Annotated in this window: 22 protein-coding genes, 4 pseudogenes and 1 riboswitch; of the genes and pseudogenes, 20 read left to right on the forward strand and 6 right to left on the reverse strand. The window is 61.5% G+C overall.

The window, feature by feature from the left end; translation table 11 throughout:
- Positions 1–465: pseudogene (locus NA637_RS10500) on the forward strand (DNA topoisomerase IB); the annotation flags it as partial.
- Here NA637_RS10500 and NA637_RS10505 read toward each other — a convergent pair.
- The 3 genes from NA637_RS10505 to nfuA all read right to left on the reverse strand — a co-directional run bounded on the left by NA637_RS10505 (position 462) and on the right by nfuA (position 3117).
- Positions 462–1415, reverse strand: a complete 954-nt coding sequence (locus NA637_RS10505) for a sensor domain-containing diguanylate cyclase (protein WP_256072205.1) — start codon at positions 1413–1415, stop codon at positions 462–464. The pseudogene NA637_RS10500 and the gene NA637_RS10505 sit on opposite strands and share 4 nt — an antisense overlap.
- A 2-nt stretch (positions 1416–1417) precedes the next feature.
- Positions 1418–2401: a response regulator gene (locus NA637_RS10510; protein WP_256072206.1), complete on the reverse strand. Its 984-nt coding sequence runs from the start codon at positions 2399–2401 to the stop codon at positions 1418–1420.
- A gap of 131 nt (positions 2402–2532) precedes the next feature.
- Complete coding sequence (gene nfuA / locus NA637_RS10515; protein WP_256072208.1) at positions 2533–3117, reverse strand: Fe-S biogenesis protein NfuA; 585 nt, start codon at positions 3115–3117, stop codon at positions 2533–2535.
- A gap of 352 nt (positions 3118–3469) precedes the next feature.
- Between nfuA and metH the strand changes: the two genes are divergently transcribed.
- Complete coding sequence (gene metH, locus NA637_RS10520; RefSeq protein WP_256072209.1) at positions 3470–7162, forward strand: methionine synthase; 3693 nt, start codon at positions 3470–3472, stop codon at positions 7160–7162.
- 69 nt (positions 7163–7231) lie between these two features.
- A pseudogene (locus NA637_RS10525) lies at positions 7232–7565 on the forward strand (DUF5629 family protein).
- A gap of 59 nt (positions 7566–7624) precedes the next feature.
- Here NA637_RS10525 and NA637_RS10530 read toward each other — a convergent pair.
- The 3 genes and pseudogenes from NA637_RS10530 to NA637_RS10535 all read right to left on the reverse strand — a co-directional run bounded on the left by NA637_RS10530 (position 7625) and on the right by NA637_RS10535 (position 9482).
- A complete protein-coding gene (locus tag NA637_RS10530; RefSeq protein WP_336605499.1) occupies positions 7625–8536 on the reverse strand; it encodes a DMT family transporter in 912 nt (303 codons plus the stop codon).
- A 222-nt stretch (positions 8537–8758) separates the two neighbouring features.
- Positions 8759–9007, reverse strand: a pseudogene (locus NA637_RS25505) (hypothetical protein); the annotation flags it as partial.
- A gap of 172 nt (positions 9008–9179) precedes the next feature.
- On the reverse strand, positions 9180–9482 hold the full coding sequence (locus NA637_RS10535) for a DUF1883 domain-containing protein (RefSeq protein ID WP_256072212.1): 303 nt from the start codon (positions 9480–9482) through the stop codon (positions 9180–9182).
- A gap of 217 nt (positions 9483–9699) precedes the next feature.
- Here NA637_RS10535 and NA637_RS10540 point away from each other — a divergent pair.
- The 17 genes and pseudogenes from NA637_RS10540 to NA637_RS10620 form a co-directional block, all read left to right on the forward strand.
- Positions 9700–9786 (forward strand): annotated as a pseudogene (locus NA637_RS10540) (hypothetical protein); the annotation flags it as partial.
- Positions 9787–9901: 115 nt separating this feature from the next.
- Positions 9902–11245, forward strand: coding sequence for a leucine-rich repeat-containing protein kinase family protein (locus tag NA637_RS10545; RefSeq protein ID WP_256072213.1), 1344 nt, complete (start codon positions 9902–9904; stop codon positions 11243–11245).
- Between the two features lie 47 nt (positions 11246–11292).
- Positions 11293–11742, forward strand: a complete 450-nt coding sequence (locus NA637_RS10550) for a 3-phosphoshikimate 1-carboxyvinyltransferase (protein ID WP_423836720.1) — start codon at positions 11293–11295, stop codon at positions 11740–11742.
- 466 nt (positions 11743–12208) lie between these two features.
- Positions 12209–12427 (forward strand): DUF2970 domain-containing protein, encoded by a 219-nt coding sequence (locus tag NA637_RS10555; protein WP_256072214.1) that lies wholly within the window; start codon positions 12209–12211, stop codon positions 12425–12427.
- 363 nt (positions 12428–12790) lie between these two features.
- Positions 12791–14449, forward strand: a complete 1659-nt coding sequence (locus tag NA637_RS10560) for a nitrite/sulfite reductase (protein ID WP_256072215.1) — start codon at positions 12791–12793, stop codon at positions 14447–14449.
- Positions 14433–14933, forward strand: coding sequence for a DUF934 domain-containing protein (locus NA637_RS10565; protein WP_256072216.1), 501 nt, complete (start codon positions 14433–14435; stop codon positions 14931–14933). The genes NA637_RS10560 and NA637_RS10565 overlap by 17 nt, the downstream gene beginning before the upstream one ends.
- A 657-nt stretch (positions 14934–15590) precedes the next feature.
- Positions 15591–15693, forward strand: a riboswitch (guanidine-I (ykkC/yxkD leader).
- A 47-nt stretch (positions 15694–15740) separates the two neighbouring features.
- Positions 15741–16748: an ABC transporter substrate-binding protein gene (locus NA637_RS10570; RefSeq protein WP_256072217.1), complete on the forward strand. Its 1008-nt coding sequence runs from the start codon at positions 15741–15743 to the stop codon at positions 16746–16748.
- Between the two features lie 43 nt (positions 16749–16791).
- Positions 16792–17814 carry a fatty acid desaturase family protein gene (locus tag NA637_RS10575; RefSeq protein ID WP_256072218.1) on the forward strand — a complete coding sequence of 341 codons (1023 nt, stop codon included), beginning with the start codon at positions 16792–16794 and terminating at the stop codon, positions 17812–17814.
- A gap of 1 nt (position 17815) precedes the next feature.
- On the forward strand, positions 17816–18604 hold the full coding sequence (locus tag NA637_RS10580; protein WP_127839375.1) for an SDR family NAD(P)-dependent oxidoreductase: 789 nt from the start codon (positions 17816–17818) through the stop codon (positions 18602–18604).
- Positions 18604–19362 (forward strand): SDR family NAD(P)-dependent oxidoreductase, encoded by a 759-nt coding sequence (locus NA637_RS10585; RefSeq protein WP_256072221.1) that lies wholly within the window; start codon positions 18604–18606, stop codon positions 19360–19362. Before NA637_RS10580 ends, NA637_RS10585 begins: the two co-directional genes overlap by 1 nt.
- Positions 19359–20243 carry a DMT family transporter gene (locus tag NA637_RS10590; protein WP_256072222.1) on the forward strand — a complete coding sequence of 295 codons (885 nt, stop codon included), beginning with the start codon at positions 19359–19361 and terminating at the stop codon, positions 20241–20243. The genes NA637_RS10585 and NA637_RS10590 overlap by 4 nt, the downstream gene beginning before the upstream one ends.
- On the forward strand, positions 20240–21016 hold the full coding sequence (locus NA637_RS10595) for a creatininase (protein WP_256072223.1): 777 nt from the start codon (positions 20240–20242) through the stop codon (positions 21014–21016). Before NA637_RS10590 ends, NA637_RS10595 begins: the two co-directional genes overlap by 4 nt.
- Complete coding sequence (locus tag NA637_RS10600; protein WP_256072224.1) at positions 21013–21657, forward strand: cysteine hydrolase family protein; 645 nt, start codon at positions 21013–21015, stop codon at positions 21655–21657. The genes NA637_RS10595 and NA637_RS10600 overlap by 4 nt, the downstream gene beginning before the upstream one ends.
- Positions 21654–22448 (forward strand): N-acyl homoserine lactonase family protein, encoded by a 795-nt coding sequence (locus NA637_RS10605; RefSeq protein WP_256072225.1) that lies wholly within the window; start codon positions 21654–21656, stop codon positions 22446–22448. Before NA637_RS10600 ends, NA637_RS10605 begins: the two co-directional genes overlap by 4 nt.
- Positions 22445–23248: a hypothetical protein gene (locus NA637_RS10610; RefSeq protein ID WP_256072226.1), complete on the forward strand. Its 804-nt coding sequence runs from the start codon at positions 22445–22447 to the stop codon at positions 23246–23248. Before NA637_RS10605 ends, NA637_RS10610 begins: the two co-directional genes overlap by 4 nt.
- On the forward strand, positions 23245–24138 hold the full coding sequence (locus NA637_RS10615) for an ABC transporter permease (protein ID WP_256072227.1): 894 nt from the start codon (positions 23245–23247) through the stop codon (positions 24136–24138). Before NA637_RS10610 ends, NA637_RS10615 begins: the two co-directional genes overlap by 4 nt.
- A complete protein-coding gene (locus NA637_RS10620; protein ID WP_256072228.1) occupies positions 24135–24974 on the forward strand; it encodes an ABC transporter ATP-binding protein in 840 nt (279 codons plus the stop codon). The genes NA637_RS10615 and NA637_RS10620 overlap by 4 nt, the downstream gene beginning before the upstream one ends.
- Positions 24975–25095 lie beyond the last annotated feature (121 nt).

The following is a 25095-nucleotide window of genomic DNA, read 5'->3' on the forward strand; positions in this document are numbered from 1 at the left end:
GGGCTAAGGAACCGGCGACTGGCGCGCATCGTGCGCCGCTGCATGGAGTTGCCCGGCCAGCACCTGTTTCAATACCAGGACGAAAACGGGATGCGGCACCCAGTGAATTCGAGCGACGTCAACGTGTTCATTCACGAGATGAGCGGAGGCAACTTCACGGCCAAGGATTATCGAACCTGGGCAGGCAGTGTCCTGGCGTTGGACTGTCTGCGCAAACGTGAATGGCGACCACAGACGGTGGCGCGGCGCAATCTGGTCGAAGTGGTCAAGCGGGTGTCTCACCAGCTCGGCAATACTCCCGCCGTGTGTCGCCAGTGCTACATTCATCCCGACGTGCTTGAAGCCTTCGCTGCTGGCGAACTGGCGCAGCTGGGCAAGGCCAGAAAGCGCAAGTGGATGAGCAGCGAGGAAGTCACCTTGCTGAAATTCCTGAGCAGCCGCACCGCACCCACCGCAGCATCCTAGCGGTACAGGGTGACCTGATTGCGCCCTGAGGCTTTCGAAGAATACAGGGCATTATCCGCGCGTTCGATCAGTTGTGCATAGCCACGGGTGGGCTCGCTGAGATCCGCGATCCCGAGACTGACGGTGAAACGAATGCTACGCCCTTCGTGAACAACTTCATGCGCTTCGATGGATTGCCGTAGCCGCTCGGCAAAAGTCAAAGCCCCCCTGCTATCGGTGTCCGGCAGCAGCACCACGAACTCCTCGCCGCCGTAGCGTCCGGCAATGTCTGCATCGCGAGTGCACCGTCGAACCAGTTCGGCAGTCTGCTGGATGACCGCATCCCCGGCCTGATGGCCGTAGCTGTCATTGATCTTCTTGAAGTGGTCGATATCGAACATCACCAACGCCGCATTGCGCTCGTAGCGCCGATGCCGGGCGTAGTCTTGGCGCAACATCTCCTCCCAATGGCCCCGGTTGAACAGGCCGGTCAGGCGGTCAGTGCTGGAGAGGCGCTGCAGTTCCTGATTCGCCGCTTGCAACTGGCGGCGGTTGGTCGCCACGTCGGTGACGTCGTAGATGATCAGGCAGATCTGCTCGATGCTGCCATTGAGCGCCTTCAACGGCATCAACGTGGTGTTCTGGTACATGAAGTCTTCCAGCCCGGTGATCGGCTGGTAGTTCTTGAATCGCAGCAGGTAGGGCCGCTGTTCCCAGATGGTGAACGATGGCGTCCCGAGTGTCGCCACGTTTTCCACCTTGCGCCGGAACCACTGCTCGTCAACTTCCGGGAACAGCTCGAAAAAACTCTTCTTGCGCGCCTCCTCTGGCAACCGTCCGGAGCGGTTCTCCATGAAGGTATTCCACACATCGATGCGGTACTCGCGATCAAGCACCACGACACCGACATCGATGCTCTGAACGATAGCCAGCAACCAGTGAAGTTCACTCAGATCATTCGAGTCGGACATGGTCAGTTCATCATCAGGGCGAGTTTGCGCGCCAGCAGTTCAACCGAGTCTTCGGTGAACAGCAAGAGCAGGTCGAAATGAATATCATGACCTTCCAGGCTGTAGCTGATCTCCACCGCCAGGGTGTTTTTCCAACGTTGCCGGTTGACGCGAATGAGCTCGTCGATCGAAGCATGCTGGCCCAGCACCTGCGGGTGCCCTTGAGAAAACACCACATCGATTTGGTCTGCAATGCCACTGAGGCACGCACTGATCAGCAGACTGGAAAGATCGAGCAGCATCTCGAGTTCGAGATAATCGTCGGCGCGCAGCAGACGCGCCATATCGGCAATCTCCGAATCATGGAAGATCAACAGCGCCTCGCCGGCGATGCCCCCGCCGATATAGCCCTGGCACACCGCTGACAATTTGTCGCCCTGAGCCGCATCGGCCAGCGCCATGTGCAATTCGCCGACTTCGAGGATATTCACATTGGGAATCGGCAGCTGTACGAACACCCCCAACACCTTGGCCAGCAACGCCGCCGCGCGCCCCATCGCAACGTTGACCACCTCGCTGAAGGCCTCGCGGAACGAGACCTGCCCCGCGTTCCGCTCACCGAGCGCTGGAAGTTCGCTACCCACCACCCCGAGGCCCGCCAGGGTCTGTTGCAAATGCAGGGGATCGGCAGGCTTGCGGATGAATGCCAGAGCCCCCAGCTCGAGCACCCGGCGCACCGCCTCTTCCTGGATGTCCGCCGATATCACGATGACCTTGCAGCCCAATTGCTCTTGGCGAAGAGCAGCCAGAAGCTGGTAGCCGTCCATGTCCGGCATGGTCAGATCAAGCAGCAAGACGTCCACGCCACCTTCATGAATTCGTTCCAGCGCCTCGCGACCGCTGGCAGCCTGGAGAATGTCCAGCGGCCACGCAGCCGGCAGCGCGCGCAGCAATTGCTTGCGCGCCAGGCTTGAATCATCGCAAATCAATACGGTAACGGCAGACATGCAGCGCTCGCTCGGTTGGCCAGGCCTCTGGAACCTGGACAGCTTATCTCAGCTGACGAGCGCCATGGTGGGAGATAGTGGCATTTTGCCAACTAAGTGACCGATACGCCCACCGTTCAGGCTGTTATCACTCAATAATAAGCATTGTCCCGATTGGTGTGGTCGGTCACGTCACGAACGCCCTTTAGCTCCGGGATCCTCTCCACCAAGGTCTTTTCGACACCTTCCTTTAGCGTTACATCAACCTGACCACAGCCTTGGCACCCACCCCCGAACTGGAGCACCGCCACGCCCTCATCCACGACATCGATCAATGTCACCTGCCCGCCATGGCTGGCAAGACCGGGATTGATTTCGGTCTGCAGGTAATAATTGATGCGCTCATTAAGCGGGCTGTCTTCGTTGACCATCGGCACCTTGGCATTGGGTGCCTTGATCGTCAGCTGGCCGCCCATGCGGTCGGTGGCGTAGTCAACCAGCGCGTCTTCCAGGAAGGGCTCGCTGATACCGTCGATCCACGCGGTGAAGCTCTTCAGGGAAATCGCGATGTCGTCCGGCTTTTCCTCTCCCGGCTTGCAGTAGGCAATGCAGGTCTCAGCATAGGGCGTGCCGGGTTGAGTGATGAAGACCCGGATGCCAATCCCGGTGGTGTTCTGCTTTTCAAGCAGGTCGGCCAGGTAATCATGTGCAGCTTCGGTAATGGTAATGGCGCTCATGGGAACTCCTCTCATACGTGCTGAGTAGTGTACGCCAACCACTGCGCCGGATAAAGTCCTAGCATTTTAGTAGGAATTGTCTGTTAAAAAGATTGCCTGTTAAAAAGGTAGTTGCTCAGTCCACCGGGACGGACCCCTCAACGTATCTAAAGCAGGTTGTCGCCGTACGCGTATCCGAACAGGGACGCGACACCCACTGCGCAACCTGATCAGTCTCGTCGATACAGGGTCGTGCCAGTTATGCACGACGCCGCAGCAACATGAGCATTGCTCATGTAAATCGCCGGATGATCAAAAAGCGTGCAGCTTTGCTATTATTCGCGGTTCTCGTAACCAGCTTCAGGTAGCCCTCATGCTCGACCGTAACGCCCGTCTCCAGGCACTCCAGCAGGCCCTCAAGGAGCGCATCCTGATTCTCGACGGCGGCATGGGCACGATGATCCAGAGCTACAAACTGGAAGAGTCGGACTATCGCGGCGAGCGCTTCGCCGACTGGCCGCAAGACCTCAAAGGCAACAACGACCTCTTGATCCTCACCCGGCCGGACGCCATTAGCGCCATTGAAAAAGCCTACTTCGATGCCGGCGCCGACATCGTCGAGACCAACACCTTCAACGCCACCCGCGTTTCTCAGGCCGACTACGGCATGGAAGCGTTGGTCTATGAGCTCAACGTCGAAGGCGCCCGCCTCGCCCGCCAGACCGCTGATGCCAAGACCGCCGACACCCCGGACCGCCCGCGCTTCGTTGCCGGCGTGCTCGGCCCGACCAGCCGGACCTGCTCGCTGTCGCCCGACGTGAACAACCCGGGCTATCGCAACGTCACCTTCGACGAGCTGGTGGAAAACTACACCGAAGCCACCCGCGGCCTGATCGAAGGCGGCTCGGACCTGATCCTGATCGAGACCATCTTCGATACGCTCAACGCCAAGGCGGCGATCTTCGCCGTACAGCAGGTCTTCGAAGAGATCGGTTTCGAGCTGCCGATCATGATTTCCGGCACCATTACCGACGCCTCGGGCCGCACCCTGTCCGGGCAAACGACCGAGGCCTTCTGGAACTCCGTCCGCCACGCCAAGCCGATCTCGGTCGGGCTGAACTGCGCGCTGGGCGCAAAAGAGCTGCGCCCGTATCTGGAAGAGCTGTCGAACAAGGCCGAAACCCATGTCTCGGCCCACCCTAACGCCGGCTTGCCCAACGCTTTTGGTGAGTACGATGAAAGCCCGGCGGAAATGGCATCGGTCGTCGAGGAATTCGCCGCCAGTGGCTTCCTCAACATCGTCGGCGGCTGCTGCGGCACCACGCCCGCACACATCGAGGCGATTGCTAATGCGGTTGCCAAGTATCCGCCACGCGTCATTCCTGACATTCCCAAGGCCTGTCGCCTGTCGGGCCTCGAGCCTTTCACCATCGATCGCAGCTCGCTGTTCGTCAACGTCGGCGAACGGACCAACATCACCGGTTCCGCCCGTTTTGCCCGCCTGATCCGTGAAGACAACTACACCGAGGCCCTGGAAGTCGCCCTGCAACAGGTGGAAGCCGGCGCCCAGGTCATCGACATCAACATGGATGAGGGCATGCTGGATTCGAAGAAGGCCATGGTGACCTTCCTCAATCTGATCGCCGGCGAACCGGACATCTCCCGCGTGCCGATCATGATCGACTCCTCCAAATGGGAGGTGATCGAAGCCGGTCTCAAGTGCATCCAGGGCAAGGGCATCGTCAACTCGATCTCCATGAAGGAAGGCGTCGAGGCCTTCAAGCACCATGCGCGTCTGTGCAAGCGCTACGGCGCCGCCGTGGTGGTGATGGCCTTCGACGAAGCCGGCCAGGCCGATACCGCGGCGCGCAAGCGCGAAATCTGCAAGCGCTCCTACGACATCCTGGTCGAGGAAGTGGGCTTCCCGCCGGAAGACATCATCTTCGACCCGAACATCTTCGCCGTCGCCACCGGTATCGAGGAGCACAACAACTACGCCGTAGACTTCATCGAAGCCTGCGCGTATATCCGCGACAACCTCCCCTATGCGCTGACCTCGGGCGGCGTGTCCAACGTGTCGTTCTCGTTCCGCGGCAACAACCCGGTGCGCGAGGCGATCCACTCGGTCTTCCTCTACTACGCCATCCAGAACGGCCTGACGATGGGCATCGTCAACGCCGGCCAGTTGGAAATCTACGACGAGATCCCGAAGAAGCTGCGCGACGCGGTCGAGGACGTAGTGCTCAACCGCACCCCTAACGGCACCGAGGCGCTGCTGGCCATCGCCGACGAGTTCAAGGGCGACGGCAGCGTCAAGGAAGCGGAAACCGAAGAATGGCGCAGCTATACCGTCCAGAAGCGCCTGGAGCACGCGCTGGTCAAGGGCATCACCACGCACATCGTTCAGGACACCGAGGAGTTTCGCCAGCAGTGCGCACGGCCCATTGAGGTCATCGAAGGCCCCCTGATGAGCGGTATGAACGTGGTCGGTGATCTTTTCGGCTCGGGCAAGATGTTCCTGCCGCAGGTGGTCAAGTCCGCCCGTGTGATGAAACAGGCGGTTGCGCACCTGATCCCCTTCATCGAAGCGGAAAAAGGCGACAAGCCGGAAGCCAAGGGCAAGATTCTCATGGCGACCGTCAAGGGCGACGTCCACGACATCGGCAAGAACATCGTCGGCGTGGTGCTCGGTTGCAACGGCTATGACGTGGTCGACATGGGCGTGATGGTGCCGGCAGAGAAAATCCTGCAGACCGCCATCGCCGAAAAGTGCGACATCATCGGCCTGTCCGGCCTGATCACCCCGTCGCTCGACGAGATGGTGCACGTTGCGCGGGAAATGCAGCGCCAGGATTTCCATCTGCCGCTGATGATTGGCGGCGCGACCACCTCCAAGGCGCATACGGCAGTGAAGATCGATCCGCATTACAAGAACGATGCAGTGGTCTACGTCACCGATGCCTCGCGCGCGGTCGGGGTCGCGACAACATTGCTGTCGAAGGAGCTGAAGCCGGTCTTTGCGCAGAAGACCCGCGAAGAGTACGCAATGATCCGCGAGCGCACCGCCAACCGCAGCGCCCGTACCGAGCGCCTGACATACGCCGAAGCTGTCGCCGTCAAACCCAAGTTCGATTGGAGCGACTACTCACCAGTCAAACCAACCTTCACCGGCCGCAAGGTATTGGAGGACATCGATCTGCGCACGCTGGTGGACTACATCGACTGGACGCCCTTCTTCATCTCATGGGATCTGGCCGGCAAATATCCGCGCATTCTTGAAGACGACGTCGTTGGCGAAGCCGCTAGGTCGCTGTTCAACGATGCCCAGGCGATGCTCACCAAGCTGGTCGACGAAAAGCTGATCAAGGCCCGCGCCGTATTCGGCTTCTGGCCGGCCAACCAGGTCGACGAAGACGATATCCAGGTTTATGGCGACGACGGCGAAGCCTTGGCGACGCTGCACCACCTGCGGCAACAAACGGTGAAGACCGACGGCAAGCCGAACTTCTCGCTGGCCGACTTCGTCGCACCGAAAAGCAGCGGCGTGACCGATTACGTGGGCGGTTTCATCACTACGGCCGGCATCGGTGCCGAGGAAGTAGCCAAGGCTTATCAGGACGCCGGCGACGACTACAACTCGATCATGGTCAAGGCCTTGGCCGACCGCCTCGCCGAGGCCTGTGCCGAGTGGCTGCATCAGCAGGTCCGTAAGCATTGGTGGGGCTACGACCCGGAAGAACAGCTGAGCAACGAAGAGCTGATCAAAGAACAGTACAAAGGTATCCGCCCAGCGCCAGGCTACCCCGCCTGCCCCGACCATACGGAGAAAGGCACGCTGTTCCAGCTACTCGATGCCGACGGCATCAGCCAGGTCACCCTGACCGAGCACTACGCCATGTTCCCGACAGCTGCAGTCAGTGGTTGGTATTTCGCGCATCCTCAGGCGCAATATTTCGCGGTAGGCAAAATCGACAAGGACCAGGCCGAGCGCTACAGCGCTCGCAAAGGTCAAGACCTCGCCGTCACCGAACGCTGGCTGATGCCGAACCTCGGCTACGACAACTAGACCAATGCTGGTCGCCGCATCTCTATGCGGCGCAACCGAAATCAACAAACCCATACGCGAAGCGTGCAAATGTCTACCGCACCCCGTTATCTGCTCGATGAACTGGAAACCGCCGACATGCTCGAAGTCGACGGGCTGCACGCCTGGCAATTCACCCTTGACGATGCGCTACTGGACCGCGCCGACGCGGCCGCAGAAACAGGTGAATCCTTCGCCAGTGATGAACTCGTTGTTCAAATCGAGTCGATCGACGGCCGTGAGCGGCGCCAATGGTCGTTCAGCTATAACAGCGTGATGGAAGCAGTGTACTGCGAGGATGAGCAGTATTGGTGCCGTTGGGAGCACACCGCAGAGCCGCCTTCGCTGTCTTGGCGCGGTGGGCGCAAGCGCTGACGACGACTGAGCCGCGACCGGTCTACTGCCTCGGGGATAGTCCCAGGAACGGGCCGAAACCAATACTCGTCAAACAGATGTCGTACCGTGCCTGAGCAGTAGCCCGATAGCGAGAATGACCAACAAGCTGCCCGGCAGCCACTGCCAACCCATTCGTTGCGGCTGCTCTACAAACAGCAGCAGCATCGATACGAAGGGCACCAGATAGCTATAGGCGGTTACCACACCCGGCGTCAGGACAGCGGTCGCGCGCTGCTGCAGAAAGAACGTCATGCCACTGGAAAAGACCCCAAGGTATGCCACCAGCGCGACGTCTTCGGTCGTCATGTACGCGAGCGCGCTGGGCCGCTCCCAGATCAAGCCCAAGGCGCCGATCAGCAATGCGCCCATCAGCAGGCTCCAAAATGTCCGCAGCACGGCCTGCGGCGCCAGCCAGCCGCGGTGCAATCCCCATTTGCTCAGCGCTGGATACAGTGCGGACGCCACGCAGCCGAAGAAAAACGCCAGCTCGCCGAAACCCAGCCGCAATCCTGAAAACTGACCGCCATTCTCGGCCCAGGCCAGGCCCAGTGCGCCAACGGCACCCAACGCAAGGATCGCCAGCAATCGTCCGGCTGGTTGCTCCACGCCGAGCCCGCGCCCGATGCAATAGGCAAGCAGCGGCACGCTGACAAATAACGTCGCCATCGACAACGCACTGATTCGATGAGCCGCCCAGAACATGGTGCCGAAGAACCCAGCCAGGCTCAGCCCCATCAACGCGTAGAGCAGCAGCCCGTGCAGACTCGGCCATCGCTCGGGCTGTCGCCATAACAGCGGGAACAGCGCCAAGGCGGCAATCATGAAGCGAATCGCCGTCAGTAACAGAGGCGGCAGACCTTCGGTCATGAACCCCACTGCCGGAAAGGACAACCCGACGAAAAGCGCCCAGAGCACCATGCCAAGATGCGCGAGCGTGACTCTCCGCCTGGTGTCAGTCATTGCCCCCTCCTCCAGCGCGAACAGCAGTGTGCGCAACCCGGCCGCCAATGCCTGTTTTTGCTGGGCATCCAGCGGCGCCTGCAGCTCGTGCAGGGTGGCGAGATAGTTATCAAGGCACCCGAGCAGTACCTTCTGCCCTTCATCGCTCAGACGAATCAACAGGCTGCGGCGATCGTCCGGATTCGGCACTCGCTGAATAAATCCGGCAGCTTCCAGGCGGTCCAGCCGATTGGTCATCGCCCCTGAGCTGAGTACCGCAGCGTGCCGCAACGCGTTGGGCGTAAGCCCCTGCGGCTGGCCGCTGCGGTAGAGGGTTGCGAGCAGGTCGAACTCGCCATCGTGCAATCCATGTCGGCGGAACACCGAGGCCACGCTGCGATTGAGGTATTTGGAAAGGCGGTACAGGCGGGCGAATATCGCCATGGGCGATCCATCTGCGGGCGCGCCATTGCGCGAGCACGTGATCCACATGGTCGCTGCGTTGCCTCGCTGACATACATAGCCCCAGGAAAAGAATCTTCACGTGCAGATTCTTCGACGCACCGAAACAAGCAAGGTTTCGGAGCACCGGCACGCGCCCGATCGACGGATGGCCATCAATCGAGCCACAACGGAGCGCTCCAGATTACTGAAAGGGAGGCTTTCAGCGGAGCTCGGAGGGCGAGTTGCGAACGATCTTGATCGAGTGGGTCAAGGCCGGCTTGCGCGTGACGCTGATGGCCCTGCGCGTCACCGTATCGATGGTGATGTTCCAGAAGCCGGTGTTGGGCACCTTGATCCGTGCCGGGAATTTGTCGAACGCACCGCCGTGATAGACGTGACGCCCGCCATTCTTGAAACTACGAAAATTCTTGTCGTTCATCAGGCGGATGTTGCAAGGCTGCGAGCATTCAATGACCACGAAATCGTCTTCATTGAGGTGTTCGCGCTGGTGAATGAACTTCATGTACCGCTCCGGGCCGCATGTTGGCAAACGCGAAGATTACCATGAGCGTCCGGCCCGCTGGATGGTTTGAACCGGGCTCACACAATTAGCACTAGCCGCACTGCGGCCCAAGGTTCGGCTGCCGTCGCAGTTCTTTGGACCCAATGCGCGCCGCAGCCCGTCACGCGATGCCTGAACGCGGCCCCCATGGGGATACGCCAGCCTCGCCCTGATGGCGGGCATGGGCGAGCCTGCTCACAAGCTGGGCAACGTGCTCGACGCCATCGACTTGCTGGGCACCGATGGAGGCATCTGGTACAAGAACGACGCCGGCGCCCGGCGGAATCGCCCCGTGCTAGACGCCAATTGAACGGGTTACAGCGTGCAGTGTCCTAGCGCATTGACCCAATCCCCGGCTCCGACCGGATGCGAGAGCACGCATGCACACGTTGGCACAACTTGAACGCGGCGACCTCGCCGGAACAACCCGCCTGGACCTGTCAGAACAGCTCGACACTTTCCCTCGAGCCATATTCGACCTGGCTGATAGCCTGGAAATTCTCAACCTTTCAGGGAACCAGCTCAGCCGCTTGCCTGATGACCTGTCCCGCCTGCACAAGCTGCGCATCCTGTTCTGCTCGGACAACCCGTTCACCGAGCTGCCCGCCCCGATCGGCCACTGCGCCAGGCTGGAGATGGTCGGGTTCAAAGCCAATCGCATCCGCCACGTGCCCGCCGAAGCGCTGCCGCCCAGGCTGCGCTGGCTGATCCTGACCGACAACCAGCTCGAAGCGGTGCCTGACGATATTGGTCGCTGCGACCGCCTGCAGAAGCTGATGCTCGCCGGCAACCGACTAGCCGCATTGCCCGAATCGCTTGCTCGCTGCCGCCAGTTGGAATTGCTACGTATCGCCGCCAACCGCCTGCCAGCATTGCCGCAGTGGCTGTTGTCGATGCCGCGCCTCAGCTGGCTGGCGTTCGCCGGCAACCCGTTCAGCGATGCGCTGGAATCGCAGACCCTGGCGCAGCATCCGCTGCCACCGGTGGACCGCAGGCAGATCATGTTCGGCGACGTGCTCGGCCAGGGCGCCTCCGGTGTCGTTCATCGTGCTGACTGGCAAGCGCCCGGCCAGCCGAGCCGTGCCATGGCAGCCAAACTGTTCAAAGGCAGCCTGACCAGCGATGGGCTGCCACACAGCGAGATGGCGGCCTGTATCGCCGCTGGCGAACATCCCAACCTGATCGGCATTACCGGACCACTGGCCGAGCACACCGATGCGCTACCGGGCTTGCTGATGGCACTCATCGACCCTTCTTACCGGGTGCTCGCCGAGCCGCCATCATTGGCCAGCTGCACCCGCGACTGTTACGCGCCCGGGCAGCGGTTCTCCGCTGAACAGCTGCTGCGGATCGCGACGGGTGCAGCTTCAGCAACCAGCCACCTCCACACGCGCGGCATCCTGCACGGCGACCTCTACGCGCATAACCTGCTGGTCGATTCGCGCGGCCAAACGCTGCTCAGCGATTTTGGCGCAGCCTCGTTCTTCGATCCGCAGACCCCTGCGGGTCAGGCGCTACGGCGTATTGAAGCGCGTGCCTTCGGCTGTTTGCTCGAGGAATTGCTGGCACGCTGCGATGCATACGGTCAGGACGAGCGCCTTGCGCGTCTTGCCGCCCTGCAGCGTCAATGCATGCAGGAGAACCCCAGCCACCGCCCCGATTTCGACCAGCTGGTCGAGCAGTTGCAGCAACTATCAGCGCAACAGCGCGTTTCGGCCAGGTAGTTGCATAAGCCTTCGTCCCTCTCGCTTCCCGACGGGAACCTGACGCCATGCTCGCTCCAGAATCAAAACCCGATGAAGCACCTGAACGCTACGCCAGCAACCAGGATACCGTCATGCTCGACCAGGACCCGTTCGTGGTCGGACTCAAGCAACGGCTTCCTGCAGAGCTGCGCGAGACGTTCACGCCGCAGCAGCTGGATGCGTTACGCAATGCCTTCGCCAACCGCTCGTGGGCCAGGCACAAGCTCGATCTGCGCGGTACCTTCAGCCTGTGGAGCAACCAGTACTATTTCGTGCTGGTTGGCGGGCGAAACAAGCGCAGCCCGAGCCGAGCTCAACGGAGCCTTTCGCTGGCGGCCAAAGCCGGAGCGATCACCGCGTTTCTGTTCTTCTCGCTACTGGTCGGCCTGGTCGCGCTCTATCTGGTCAAGTCGGCACTCGGAATCAATCTGCTGCCGAACTATTCACTGGGGCTGTGGGACTGGTTCAAGGGATGACCGACAGCAGACCTGCAGATGAAAAGTCTGCAATCTGCATCAATCGCCGATCAGGATCAGCTTGCCGGTGGCCGGATCATGGTAAACTTGGTCAACGCTCTCGAGCCCTTGCCCACAGTCACCGTCAAGGCTGTCAGGTCGCTTTGGAAGCTCCCGCCCCGCGTTCGACGGCAACCGGCTGTTTCGCAGCATTCAACTGCTGGAGCAGGTCCGTCTGTGCGACCAGCGCCGCGATCAGCCCACAGGCGAATACCAGCACGACATCGACGATATTCGCAGCGGCCCGAGCGGATCGTCGTCGGCAGAGACGAACCGACCAGACCGCCAGTCAAGATCAAGCAAGATCAAGCAAGATCAAGCAACGACAAGGCTGACGACCCGTTGATGTCGCTGGCCATTGGATTGACCTCTCCAGAAGCAGGATTGCTGACTAGACTTCAAGGCAGTCAGCCTCACGGAGACACTTATGGACGACGATAGGCAACCCAAATCGCTCACGCTACGACAGATGCTTCAAAGCATGCTGGCCGGCGCTTTGGGCGTGCAGAGCGGGAAGAATCGAGCACGGGACTTCAGCCACGGTAAACCCCGCCATTTCATTCTGCTCGGTATCGGCTTCACCGTAGCGTTCGTCCTGGTGATTCTGGGGGTCGTCAAGCTGGTGCTCTATCTGGCCGGCGTTTGACCCGGTTACCTAGTGGCCGCCAGGTTATTGGTGGCTAACCCAGAACACTGCTGTCGCCACCGCGAGCAGGATCAGAAAGAAGATTGCGACGGCATCTACGCGGCTGTCGTTATCATGGCGTTTAAAGTGCTCTGACACAGCGGTATTCCTTGTTGTGGTGGAATGCAGTGCTTGCAGTTAAGACCATGCATGCAGGGCGCTCAAGGCCCGTGTTTGAAATGTTTTAAACGCGGCGTTTGGTTCTAAACATATTCCCAAACATCACTTTTGCGCATAAACGCTAACTGGTATCGTGCCGCCATCCCTAAATGGGTGCGCGGCCGTGCGCGCGAATGCTGTAGACAGCCTGAAAACAGGACATTTATGTACGTTTACGACGAGTATGATCAACACATCATCGAGGATCGGGTTCGGCAGTTCCGTGACCAGACTCGCCGCTTCCTGGCTGGCGAACTCGCTGATGAAGAATTCCGCCCGCTGCGCCTGCAGAACGGTCTGTATATCCAGCGCTATGCGCCGATGCTGCGCATTGCTGTGCCTTATGGGCTGTTGTCGTCTACTCAGGTCCGCAAGCTGGCCGACATCACCCGGCAGTACGATAAGGGCTATGCCCACATCAGTACCCGTACCAACGTGCAGCTCAACTGGCCCGAGCTGGAGGATGTCCCTGACATTCTCGCCGAACTGGCAACCGTGCAGATGCACGCCATCCAGACCAGTGGCAACTGCATCCGCAATACCACCACCGACCAGTTCGCCGGCGTGGCCAAAGACGAACTAGTCGACCCCCGCCCCTGGTGCGAGATCATTCGTCAGTGGTCGACCTTCCATCCAGAGTTCGCATTCCTGCCACGCAAGTTCAAGATTGCGGTGAACGGCGCTGCGAGTGATCGTGCGGCCATCGAAGTCCATGACATCGGGCTCGAAGCGGTGAACAACGAGGCTGGCGAGCTGGGCTTCCGCGTATCCGTGGGTGGCGGTCTTGGCCGTACGCCGATCGTGGGTAGCTTTATCAATGAGTTCCTGCCATGGCAGCACCTGTTGACCTATCTCGATGCGATTCTGCGCGTGTATAACCGCTATGGCCGTCGTGACAACAAGTTCAAGGCGCGCATCAAGATTCTGGTCAAGGCCCTCACTCCGGAAGTGTTTGCCGAGCGCGTAGAGGCTGAGTGGTCGTATCTGAAAGACGGCGCGAATACCTTGACCGAAGCCGAGGTCGAGCGGGTCAGCAGATTCTTCGTCGACCCGGCGTACAAATCTCTGGAAGACCAGAGCGCGGTGCTCGCTCAGCTTGATGCCGAGCACCCAGGCTTCGCTCGCTGGCGTGAGCGCAACGTTATCGCTCACAAGAAACCCGGTTACGCAGCGATCACGTTGTCGCTGAAAAGCACCGGCGTAGCGCCAGGTGACGTGACAGACAAGCAGCTCGATACCATTGCCGACCTGGCGGACAGATACAGCTTTGGCGAAGTACGCAACTCCCATGAGCAGAACATGATCCTGGCCGATGTCGAGCAATCACGTCTGTTCGAGCTGTGGCATGAGTTACGCGAACTGGGTGTCGCCACGCCAAACATCGGCTTGCTGACCGACATCATCTGCTGCCCGGGTGGCGACTTTTGCTCCCTGGCGAATGCGAAATCGATTCCGATCGCCGAAGCCATTCAACGCCGCTTCGATGACATGGATTACCTGTTCGACATCGGCGATATCGACCTGAACATCTCCGGTTGCATGAACGCCTGCGGACACCACCATGTAGGTCACATCGGCATTCTGGGCGTGGACAAAAAAGGCGCCGAGTTCTATCAGGTTTCACTCGGCGGCAGCTCCGGTCGTAACGCGAGCCTGGGTCAGATCCTCGGCCCGTCCTTTGCCCAGGAGGTCATGCCCGATGTGATCGAAAAGATCATCGGCGTCTATGTGGAGCAACGTACCGAAGATGAACAGTTTCTCGACACCTACCGCCGAATCGGTATCGACCCCTTCAAGGAGCGCGTTTATGCAGCGAATCATTAAGGATGGCCAGGTTATCGACGAAACCTGGCACCTGCTGCCCAAGGTCGTGACCCTTGATGGCCTGTCCAATTGCGACGATCTGATCGTACCCTTCCAGCTATGGCTCGATCATGCTCACGCCCTCAAGGTTCGTGATGGCGGTCTCGGCATCTGGTTGGACTCCGACGAGGCCGTGGAGGAGATTGCCGATGACCTGGAACATTTTCAGGTCATCGCACTGAACTTCCCCGCCTTCACCGATGGCCGTCATTACTCGACTGCGCGACTGCTGCGCGAGCGCTACGGTTACAAAGGCGAGATCCGCGCAATCGGCGACGTGCTGCGTGATCAGCTGTTCTACCTGCGCCGTTGCGGCTTCGATGCCTTCGCCGTGCGCGCTGATCGCGACCCTTATGATGCGCTGGAAGGTCTGAATGATTTCTCAGTCGCTTACCAGGCCGCCGCAGACGAACCTCTTCCGTTGTTTCGCCGCAGACAAGGCTGACCCAACGCTACGCTGTAAAAACCCGCCTTTTGGCGGGTTAACGAGATGGTCACCCCCCACCCTGCGAGGGCTACGCTTTCACAGGGTGTCTTATGTGGAGTCCATCATCATCAGCAGCAGTGTCGCACTGGCTGGTGTCGATCTCAGCAAGCACAGCTTCCATACGCACGGGCAGGACAATGTCGGCCGGGAGATCTTGTGCAAGAAAGCGATTGACTCCGATAACCAGGTATCTCGGTCCGCACCGGCATCGCGCACTTTGACCCGGATGCAGTCCAGGATCGGGCACAGCGGATCGAGTGGGACGGCCCTGCCAGAGCTTCACCTCGTCAGCCGCTTACCGCGTCCGGCCAAGGGCGCATGGTCGAAGATGCCGCCCCGGAAAACACCACCGCAGCCGTAGATCGAAACTTGTCCGACCCGCCTGGATGGTTTGGTCGAACGCCAACCGACAGCACCATCGCGGCGCACGCCTCACCATTTGAGCGCAGGTCGCAGGTCAGCCCAGGCTCAGAAGATTTCTAGTTAATGTCTCCAACCGATTGATACAAAAGCCATATGTGGTTGAAAGGCGAACTGGCACGTAACCTGCTCAAGCTAGAACAGAACGGGATGAGTCGCGACAGCGCTCGCATCGCTCGGCACACAGGAGCTACACAACAGGCGAACTAGGGTTCCGGCTCATGCAGATGAGCGCTGGTCCAAGAGTTCTCCGGTCCCACGGATTGGGACTACACGGCGGGATAAAAGCCCGGGAGGACGCGATATCATCCCGTGCCGGTTCTTCCACTGTGTAGGAGTTTCACCATGACAGGTCCGCTGTTTCCTTCGCTGCACAAGACCCTGCTCGGCGCCACCCTGGCCGTCGCGACCCTGTTCGCGCCGCTGGTGGGCCAGGCGGCGGAAAAACTGAAGATCGGCACCGTGGTCTGGGCCGGTTACGGACCGTTCTACGTGGCCGACAAGAAAGACCTGTTCAAACCTCACGGCCTGGACGTGGAGTTGCAGTTCTTCAACGACCCGGCCCTGATTCCCACCGCCATGCTCAGCCGCGCACTCGATGGCGGCATGCTGACCTATGACCAGGTCGTTGCCTCGGTCGCCAAGGGCCTCAAGCACCGCGTAGTGATGCCCATCGATTTCTCCAACGGTGGTGACGCCATCGTCGCGGATGCGTCGATCAACGCTGTGGCCGACTTCAAAGGCAAGAAAGTTGGCTACAACCCACTCTCGCCGTCCGACTTCCTGCTCGCCTACGCGCTGCAACAGAACGGTATGACCGAGAAGGATATCCAGCCGGTCAACATGACGCCCGAAGGCATTCCCGGCGCCATGGCCTCTGGCAATCTGCCGGTCGGCGTGACCTACGAGCCCAACGTGTCGCAGATCCTCTCCATGGGCAGCGGCGACCAGTTCAAGGTCGTGTATTCCTCCAAGGATGCGCCCGGCCTGATCACCGACGTGCTGGTGTTCGACGAAGCGGTGATCGCCAACAAGCCTGACGCCATCAAGGCAATGATCCAGGGCTACCTCGACGGGCTCGCCTACATGCAGGCGCACCCCGAGGAGTCGGCAGACATCATCGGCGAGGTGCTGGGCGTCAGCGCCGAAGAAGCCACCGAGCAGATGTCCGGTGCCTACAACATCCCGCTCGCGGAAATGAGCGAGAGCTTCGCGCCCAGCGACGACACCCATTCCTTCCATGGCAGCGGCGCGATCATCGCCAAGCTGCTGGTGGCTAACGGCCAGATTCCCTCCGTCCCGGATTTCAGCGACACCTACGATGCGCAGTTCATCGAAGCGCTCGCCAAGTAACGCGCGCCGGGGCGAGCCGCGCTCGCCCCGGCAGGAGACCCGTATGAAACCCCGCAAGCCGCTTTTCCGTTATGCCGATGGTCGAATGCCAAACACCCTGGCCATGAGCTATGCCCTGTTCGGCTACATCGCAGGGCTGATGATGCTGTTCCCGGCCAATGGCTGGTTGAATGCATTGGGTACGCTACTGCTTGGTCATGCAATGATCATTGCCGCCTACCTGATTCATGAGTTCGCTCACGGCACCATTTTCAGCGTGCCCAGGCACAACCAGTGGGCCGGCAATGCCTGCAGCTGGCTGGCCGGCAGTTGCTACGCCGACTTCCAGGACCTGCGCAAGAAACACATGCGTCACCACGTCGACCGTGCCGACGTGATCACCTTCGACAGCAAGGCCTTTCTCAAGGGGCGGCCGGTGTGGTTCCAGAAGCTGGTCATCGCGCTGGAGTGGGCCTACGTGCCGGCAGTCGAATTGATCATGCACGGCTACGTGATCGTGCTGCCCTTCGTCACCCGCAACGAAAAGCACCGTGCGCGCCGCGGCAAGGTCGCCCGGATCATGCTTGTCCGCGTGCTGCTGTTCGGGCTGCTTGGCTGGTTCTCGCTGAAAGCTCTGGTGCTGTATGCCGTGGCCTGGATGCTGATGGTCACGGTGCTGCGCTTCGCCGACGCCTACCAGCACACCTACGACGCCTTCGCCGTGCTCGAGGACGGCCAGGTGCCGGAAAACAAGCAACGCGACCGCGCCTACGAGCAACTCAATACCTTCAGCAATGTGGTGTCCGCCCGCTGGCCATCGCTGAATCTGCTGCTGCTCAACTTCCCCTACCACAACGCCCATCACGAGAAACCGGTCGCGCCCTGGTATCGCCTGCCCGCGCTGCATGCCGAGCTGTATGGCAGCGCCTACAACCAGGTCATTCCGATGCGCGATCTGCTCGGCAGCTTCCACCGCTATCGCCTGCGTCGGGTGCTGGATGACGACTATGGCGCAGTCGGTGAAGGTCCGCAGAAGGCCGACGGCTTCTACGGTGCAGTTGGCGTGTCTTTCCTCACGGCGGTGTGAAATGCATAAAGCGCTCGATTATCGCGGACGTTGCGTCGTCCTCACCGGTGCGGCTGGCGGTATAGGCCGGCAGTTGGCAAAGACCTACGCCGAGGCCGGCGCCACGCTGGAGCTGGTCGATCGCGACCCCGATGCACTGGCCGAACTGGCCGAAAGCCTGCAACCGGAGGGGCCGCTGCACGCCACCACACTGGAACTCGGAGACTGGCACGCCGTGCAGCACTTCGCTGACGATCTGGCCTGCCGTAACCGCTCGGTCGAAGTGCTGGTCAACAATGCCGGTATCGAATACCAGACGCCCATTACCGACCCTGGCGCCAAGGCAGACGCCTGCTGGACGCATTTGCTCGACAACAATGTGTCGTCCATGCAGCGACTGACCCGTGCGCTGCTGCCCCGCCTGCGTGCCGGTGCCAGTGTGATCAACCAGGCCTCGATCTGGGGGCTGAAAGGCGTACCGGGCTTCTCCGCCTACGCGGCCAGCAAGCATGCGGTGATCGGCCTGACCCGTTCACTGGCCTGGGAATTGGGACCGCGGCGCATCCGCGTCAATGCCGTCTGCCCAGGCTGGATCGGCACCGATGCCGCGATGCGTTCGCTGCGCATCATGGCGGCAGAAAACGGCCGCAGCGAAGCCGAAGAGCTGGTCGCGGTGCTGGCGGCCCAGGCGATTCCGGAGTTGCTGACCCCGGCGGACCTGTCCGGCACCTTCTTGTTTCTCGGCTCGCCGCTGGCCGCGGCGCTCACCGGGCAGGCGCTGTCGGTCAGCCATGGCGAGGTGATGCATTGATGAATCGCCAGCCACTGGAAGGCAAAGTTGCGCTGGTCACCGGCGCGGCGACCGGGATTGGCCGGGCCACCGTGTTGGGCCTGGCGCAGGTGGGCGCGAGCGTCTGGATCAACCACCTCGGCCAGCTCGAAGCGGCGGAACAATTGTGTGGAGAGATCGAATCACGGGGCGGAAATGCTCGCCATGTTGAGGCTGATGTTGGTTCGGCAGCCGCCGTTGCGGGAATGTTCGAAGAGATCTTTGCGGACGGGACGCTGGACCTGCTGGTCAACAATGCCGGGGTGATCCTAGAAAAACCTTTTCTCGACACCACTGAACAGGACTGGGCGCAGGTGCTCGGCGTTGACCTGCATGGCGTCTACCGCTGCTGCCAGCACGCACTGCGCCATATGCAACCGCGTGGTTGCGGCGCCATCGTCAATGTAGCTTCAGACCTCGGCTTTCTCGGCCGCAGTGACTACGCCGCCTATTGCACCACCAAGGCCGGCGTGATCGGCCTGACCCGCTCGCTGGCGCGCGAATTCGCCGCCAGCGGCATACGGATAAATGCCGTCGCGCCAGGCCCCATCGCCACGGCGATGGTCTCAGCAGAAAACATGAGCGCAAAATGGATGGCCAAGGAACTGGACATTCCCATGGCCCGACTCGGCACGCCTGATGAAGTTGCGTCGGCCATCGTTTTTTTGCTGTCACCTCAATCCAGCTACTTCACCGGACAAATACTCGGCCCTAACGGTGGCTCCTGGATGGGCGCGTGAGCACGCTGCTACCGCAGATGCTGCTGGTCACCGGTGCGATTGCCTGGGGCCTCGGCTGGCTGCCACTGCACCACTTCGCCAGCGTCGGGCTGGTCGGCATGCCACTGGTGCTGCTGGTCTACGGGTTGCTTACAGTCGTCGCCATTCCTGTGTTGTGGCGCGAGCGTCATGCCTGGCTGCCGCAGCGCAAAGGGCTGCTGGCTATAGCCATCTTCGGAGGTGGCGCGACCGCGGCTCTGGTAACGGCGTTGGCCATTGGCGATGTGGTACGGGTGATGCTGCTGTTTTACCTCGCGCCGGTTTGGGGCGTGCTCGGCGGTTGGCTGCTGTTGGGCGAACGCCTGACCCTGATCCGAATCGGCGCGCTGGCACTGGCAATGATCGGCATCGCTCTGACGCTGGACATCAGCATCGCGCTGATCAAACCGCTGAGTGGCAGTGACTGGCTGGCGCTTGTCGCCGGGCTCGGATTCAGCCTGAACAATCTCGCCACCCGAGCCGCCGATGGGGTGCCGCTGGCCAGCAAGACCTTGGCGCCTTTCGTCGGTAGCGCTCTGATTGCCGCCGTGCTCTGCCCATTGCTGGGCGATTACCCGCCGCCGCTGAGCCTTACGCTGAGCTGGCAGATCGGGTTGATGGCCCTCGGCTGGCTGTTGAGCATGGCCGCGGTGCAGTACGGCGTCAGCCATATCGAGGCTGGGCGCGCCGCTGTACTGGTGGTATTCGAACTCGTCGCCGCGGTGCTCTCCTCCGCCTGGCTCGGTGAACAAACCATCAGCCCCAATGAATGGCTTGGTGCGGCGCTGGTAATGCTTGCCGCACTGATCGCCAGCTGGCCGGAGCGCCCGGCGCTGCCCGTCATCCGGAGTCCTTCGCTATGAACAGCGTTCACATGGATCAACTCAGTTGGGTCGAATACGAACGCCGCGTGCGTGATGGCGCTGTGCTCTTGCTGCCCTGCGGTGCCACCGAACAGCACGGGCCGCATCTGCCGCTGGGCACCGACGCGCTGCTCGCCAGCGCCATCTGCGCCGATGTGGCGCAACGCGTCGGCGGGCTGGTCGCACCCGCCCTGTCCTACGGCTACAAATCACAGCCCAAGTGTGGCGGCGGTCAGCACTTTTGCGGCACCACCAGCCTGGATGGCGCCACGCTGAGCGCGCTGGTCCGCGACGCGGTGCGTGAATTTCACCGGCACGGCGTCAGGCGGCTGGTGTTGGTGGTCGGGCATTACGAGAACCAGTGGTTCGTCACCGAAGGCATCCAGTTGGCGCTACGCGAACTGGGACCGGATGCCGGTCTCGAGGTCATGCGCCTGGAACACTGGGACTTCTGCAGGGAAGATACGCTGGCCGATGTATTCCCCAATGGCTTTCCAGGCTTCGCGCTGGAGCACGCGGCCGTCATCGAAACCTCGTTGATGCTGCATTACCACCCAAGCCTGGTTGCGCTCAACCGTATTCCGGACGATGGTCCTGCGGACTTTCCGCCCTACGACATGTACCCCGCCCGAACCGAATGGGTACCGCCTTCGGGCGTGCTGTCTTCGGCCAAGGGATCGACAGCGGACAAGGGACAGCGCATGGCCGACGACATCGTCAGCGGTATCGCTGCGGCGGTCAGCCATGAGTTCGACCTGGGGAACCTGCAGTGAATCTCGCACTGGCGCATACCGCGCTGCTGGTGATCGACATGCAGCGCGACTTCTGCGCGCCGGGCGGCTATGCCGATCAGGCCGGGCTGGACATCGAGCGCCTGCGCGCGCCCATCGAACCTATCCGCCAGCTGCTGGTGGCGGCGCGACGCTGCGGGCTGTTGGTCGTGCACACCCGCGAAGGCCATCGCGCCGACCTCAGCGACCTCCCCGACACCAAGCGCCGGCGTGCCGAGGCCAGCGGCGCGCCAATCGGCAGCCCCGGTCCGTTGGGCCGTCTTCTGGTGCGAGGCGAACCTGGCAACGCGCTGATCGAGGAACTCACGGCCGAACCGGGCGAGCCGGTGATCGACAAGCCCGGCTATAGCGCCTTCGCTCATACCGACCTGCAAATGCTGCTGCAAAACCGCGGGATCGGTCAATTGATCCTGACTGGTGTAACCACCGAGGTCTGCGTTTCCTCAACGCTGCGCCAGGCGGTGGATCTCGGCTACTCCTGCCTCACGGTCGCTGACGCTTGCGGCTCCGCCTATCCCGCACTGCACGCCGCAGCGTTGTCGATGATTGGCGTCGAGGGCGGACTGTTCGGCGAAGTCATCACCAGCGATGCGCTATTCGCCTTGCTGGAGATGCCCGCATGACCGACGTGCTCAAGCTCTGGCCGCTGCTGACCGCCACCCATCGCTACGACAAATCGATTTCCACCCGCAACCGTGGCCACGGCACCCTGATCGAGGCGCCAATCCTGGCGTTCCTGATCGAGACCCGGCAGGGCCGCATCCTCTTCGATGTTGGCTGCGACTACGCCAAGATCAACGACCCGGCACTCAAAGCGCGCTGGTTCGATCCGCTGGAGTTCCCGATGGGGCCACCGGACATGCATGACGACCAGCGTCTGCCGGCCCACCTGGCCCGGCACGGCCTGACCCCGGCCAACATCGACCTGGTGTTTCTCAGTCACTTGCATTTCGACCACGCCGGCGGGCTTCGTGAGCTGTGCGGCTGCGACGTGCATGTGCACGAGGCCGAGCTGGCGGCTGCGCTCGCCGAGGCCGACGATGCCTACTTCGCCGACGATTTCACTGGCCCCTTCGTTGACCAGAACCGCTGGAGTCTGCAGCGCGAGGAATACCAACTGGTGCCCGGCGTGCAGGCAATCAACACGCCCGGCCACACCGCTGGGCACATGTCTCTGCTGATCGAACTGCCGCACGGCAAGCCCGTCATCCTGACGGGAGACGCGGCGGATCTGGAAGAAAACCTCACCGATGAAATAGCGCCCGGTCTCTGCTGGCAGGACCGCGAAGACATGGCGCTGGACAGCATCCGCACGCTCAAGGGATTGGCCGCCGACAGCGGGGCTGAGTTGTGGCCAAACCACGACATGGCCTTCTGGCGAACCCTCAAACGATTCCCGGAGTACCACGCATGAACAGCGTTCCCGAGACCTATCTGGGCGTATGGCGCCGTCGCCTGTTGACCACCAGCGACGGATGCCGCGACGAAACCAGCGATGTGTACTGGCTGCAGACGGCCCATTTGCACGCCGACGTACGCATCCCCCATCCCCCAACCACCGCTGCCTCGCTTGCCACGTGCACGCATGCACAACAGCTGGCCCTGTGCGAACAGGCCGGCTTTGCCGGCTTGACCAGGGTGGAAGGCGACATTTGCCAATGGCATCGGCTGATCGACTACCAGCCGCCCAGCGGCTCACCAGACATCGGTCGCATGCGCTTCGAGGGGCCCGATCGGTTGCTCGAAGATGGCCTGGACGGCCGCTATCACGAAGTCTGGCAGCGTGTGCCCGAATCCAGCGGCACCAACTGGGGACTGTGGCTGCGGTCAGCCGATGAACCTGAGCGCCAGGCTTGCCTGCTGGTTGCCGGGGATTACTTCATGTTCGCTGCCGACAGGCACGCGGCGTTGGACGCTGAAGGCGGTCGATTGCGCGACCAACTCGCCCGCGCCAATCCGGCAAAACGCCTCGAACTGCTCGCCTGTGAAATGTCCTTTGGCCGCCAACGCAACGGCGCAACGCCCTGGATGATCAGCCACTCGACCTTGCCCGGGCGTGTCGGCGACAACCTGCTGCCAAGCTACTGGAATTTCAGCCAACCCGCCGGTATTCCCGAAGGGGACCTGGCCCACATTGGCCAATTCCCGCCGACCCTCGGCTGGGTCAGCGTGGCCAATCCGATTTCAGCTCTCGTTCAGGAGGTAGTCGCATGACGGCGCATTTGTCCCTCGGCGCGAACACCAACCTGGAGCCGCGCTCGGCAGTCGCAGCGCAACCGCTCAGCACAGAACCCGCGCCCGTTGCCAAGACGCGCCGCGCCCGCTGGTGGCGCATTCGTGGCGATCTGCCGAAAACCACTGCTTGGACACTGGCCGCAGCGGGCCTGGTTTCACCGTTCATTCTCTGGTGGGCCTATACCGCGCTAGGGCTGGCCGACCCGATGTTCATGCCCAGCCCGGGCGCCGTGCTCGAGCGTCTGGGCCGCTGGTGGACCAGCGAAGGCTTGCTGGCGGATATCGGCATCAGTGTCTGGCGGGTGATGGCCGGGTTCGGCGCCTCGGCTTTACTGGCGCTGCCGCTGGGGCTGTACATCGGCACCTACCGCCCGGTGCAGGCTTTTCTCGAACCCCTGACCGACTTCATCCGCTACATGCCGGCGGTGGCCTTCATTCCGCTGGTGATGCTCTGGGTCGGCATCGACGAGGGTTCGAAGGTGCTGATCATCTTTATCGGCACCTTCTTCCAGATGGTCTTGATGATCGCCGAAGACGTTCGCCGCGTGCCGATGACCCAGATCGAGGCCGCCCAGACCATGGGCGCCAACCGCAGCGAGATCGTCAAGCTGGTAATCCTGCCGTCCGCGCGCCCGGCGATCCTCGACACCCTGCGCATCACCTGCGGCTGGGCCTGGACCTATCTCGTCGTTGCCGAGCTGGTCGCCGCCAATTCGGGCCTCGGCTACGCCATTCTCAAGGCTCAGCGCTACATGCACACCGACAAGATCTTCGCCGGCATCCTGCTGATCGGGCTGATCGGCTTGCTCACCGACCAGGCCTTCCGCTGGCTTTCCCGCCGCGCCTTCCCGTGGAGGACACAAGCATGACCGACGCCAAGATCCGTATTCAGCAGGTAGGCAAAGCGTTTATCAGCGACACGCGCGAGGTCGAGGCGCTGCAATCGGTCAGCCTGGATGTGCGCCCCAACGAATTCATCACCTTCGTCGGCGCCTCGGGCTGCGGCAAGTCCACCCTGCTGCGCATCATTGCCGGCCTGGAAACCCTGAGTCGCGGCGAAATCCTGCTCGATGGCAACCCCGTGGATGGCCCCGGCGTCGACCGCGCCATGGTGTTTCAGCACTACAGCCTCTACCCATGGCTTACGGTCATGAAAAACATCAAGTTCTGTCGTCAACTCAAAGTAATTTCGGACACCGTGCGCGGCGACGGCGACGTTGAAACCGCCAGTGGGCGCGCCGACGCGCTGCTCAGCCTGATGGGCCTGACGAATTTTGCCGATGCCTTTCCAAGCCAGCTGTCCGGCGGTATGCAGCAGCGCGTGGCGATCGCCCGCGCGTTGATGCCCAAGCCGGCCACCCTGCTGATGGACGAACCCTTCGGCGCGCTGGACGCCCAGACGCGTGAGGTGATGCACGACCTGATCCGGCACGTGCATAAGCTCGAGAACACCACGATCCTGTTCGTCACCCACGATGTGGAGGAAGCCCTCTACCTCGGCAGCCGCGTGGTGCTGATGGCGCCACGGCCAGGGCGAATCGATTCCATCTACGAGGTGCCGCTGCCAGCACAGCGCAACCAGGACATGAAGCTGTCGCCCGAATTCACCGCGTTGAAGCGCGAGATCCTCGGACGGATACGCGAGACCTCCGGCATGCAGACCGATCTCGACCAGTTGGCCAAGCTCACGGCCATTGCCGGGTAATCCATCGACTGGCCGCGCAAGCTCCCCACCCGCGCGGCCCGTCTGACCTGATGCTTAGCGCGGCATTCAAGAATGGCTGCCGCCGTCCAAAAGCGGACGGTCGTGAACGGCTACAAACAGT

The organism is Stutzerimonas stutzeri (genome assembly GCF_024448935.1).
In the GTDB taxonomy this organism is placed as follows: domain Bacteria; phylum Pseudomonadota; class Gammaproteobacteria; order Pseudomonadales; family Pseudomonadaceae; genus Stutzerimonas; species Stutzerimonas stutzeri_AO.

Coding starts and splice junctions, on each gene's coding strand:
- NA637_RS10505 (WP_256072205.1), bottom strand. CDS start 1,415: ATGTCCGACTCGAATGATCTGAGTGAACTTCACTGGTTGCTGGCTATC.
- NA637_RS10510 (WP_256072206.1), bottom strand. CDS start 2,401: ATGTCTGCCGTTACCGTATTGATTTGCGATGATTCAAGCCTGGCGCGC.
- nfuA (WP_256072208.1), bottom strand. CDS start 3,117: ATGAGCGCCATTACCATTACCGAAGCTGCACATGATTACCTGGCCGAC.
- metH (WP_256072209.1), top strand. CDS start 3,470: ATGCTCGACCGTAACGCCCGTCTCCAGGCACTCCAGCAGGCCCTCAAG.
- NA637_RS10530 (WP_336605499.1), bottom strand. CDS start 8,536: ATGACTGACACCAGGCGGAGAGTCACGCTCGCGCATCTTGGCATGGTG.
- NA637_RS10535 (WP_256072212.1), bottom strand. CDS start 9,482: ATGAAGTTCATTCACCAGCGCGAACACCTCAATGAAGACGATTTCGTG.
- NA637_RS10545 (WP_256072213.1), top strand. CDS start 9,902: ATGCACACGTTGGCACAACTTGAACGCGGCGACCTCGCCGGAACAACC.
- NA637_RS10550 (WP_423836720.1), top strand. CDS start 11,293: ATGCTCGCTCCAGAATCAAAACCCGATGAAGCACCTGAACGCTACGCC.
- NA637_RS10555 (WP_256072214.1), top strand. CDS start 12,209: ATGGACGACGATAGGCAACCCAAATCGCTCACGCTACGACAGATGCTT.
- NA637_RS10560 (WP_256072215.1), top strand. CDS start 12,791: ATGTACGTTTACGACGAGTATGATCAACACATCATCGAGGATCGGGTT.
- NA637_RS10565 (WP_256072216.1), top strand. CDS start 14,433: ATGCAGCGAATCATTAAGGATGGCCAGGTTATCGACGAAACCTGGCAC.
- NA637_RS10570 (WP_256072217.1), top strand. CDS start 15,741: ATGACAGGTCCGCTGTTTCCTTCGCTGCACAAGACCCTGCTCGGCGCC.
- NA637_RS10575 (WP_256072218.1), top strand. CDS start 16,792: ATGAAACCCCGCAAGCCGCTTTTCCGTTATGCCGATGGTCGAATGCCA.
- NA637_RS10580 (WP_127839375.1), top strand. CDS start 17,816: ATGCATAAAGCGCTCGATTATCGCGGACGTTGCGTCGTCCTCACCGGT.
- NA637_RS10585 (WP_256072221.1), top strand. CDS start 18,604: ATGAATCGCCAGCCACTGGAAGGCAAAGTTGCGCTGGTCACCGGCGCG.
- NA637_RS10595 (WP_256072223.1), top strand. CDS start 20,240: ATGAACAGCGTTCACATGGATCAACTCAGTTGGGTCGAATACGAACGC.
- NA637_RS10605 (WP_256072225.1), top strand. CDS start 21,654: ATGACCGACGTGCTCAAGCTCTGGCCGCTGCTGACCGCCACCCATCGC.
- NA637_RS10610 (WP_256072226.1), top strand. CDS start 22,445: ATGAACAGCGTTCCCGAGACCTATCTGGGCGTATGGCGCCGTCGCCTG.
- NA637_RS10615 (WP_256072227.1), top strand. CDS start 23,245: ATGACGGCGCATTTGTCCCTCGGCGCGAACACCAACCTGGAGCCGCGC.
- NA637_RS10620 (WP_256072228.1), top strand. CDS start 24,135: ATGACCGACGCCAAGATCCGTATTCAGCAGGTAGGCAAAGCGTTTATC.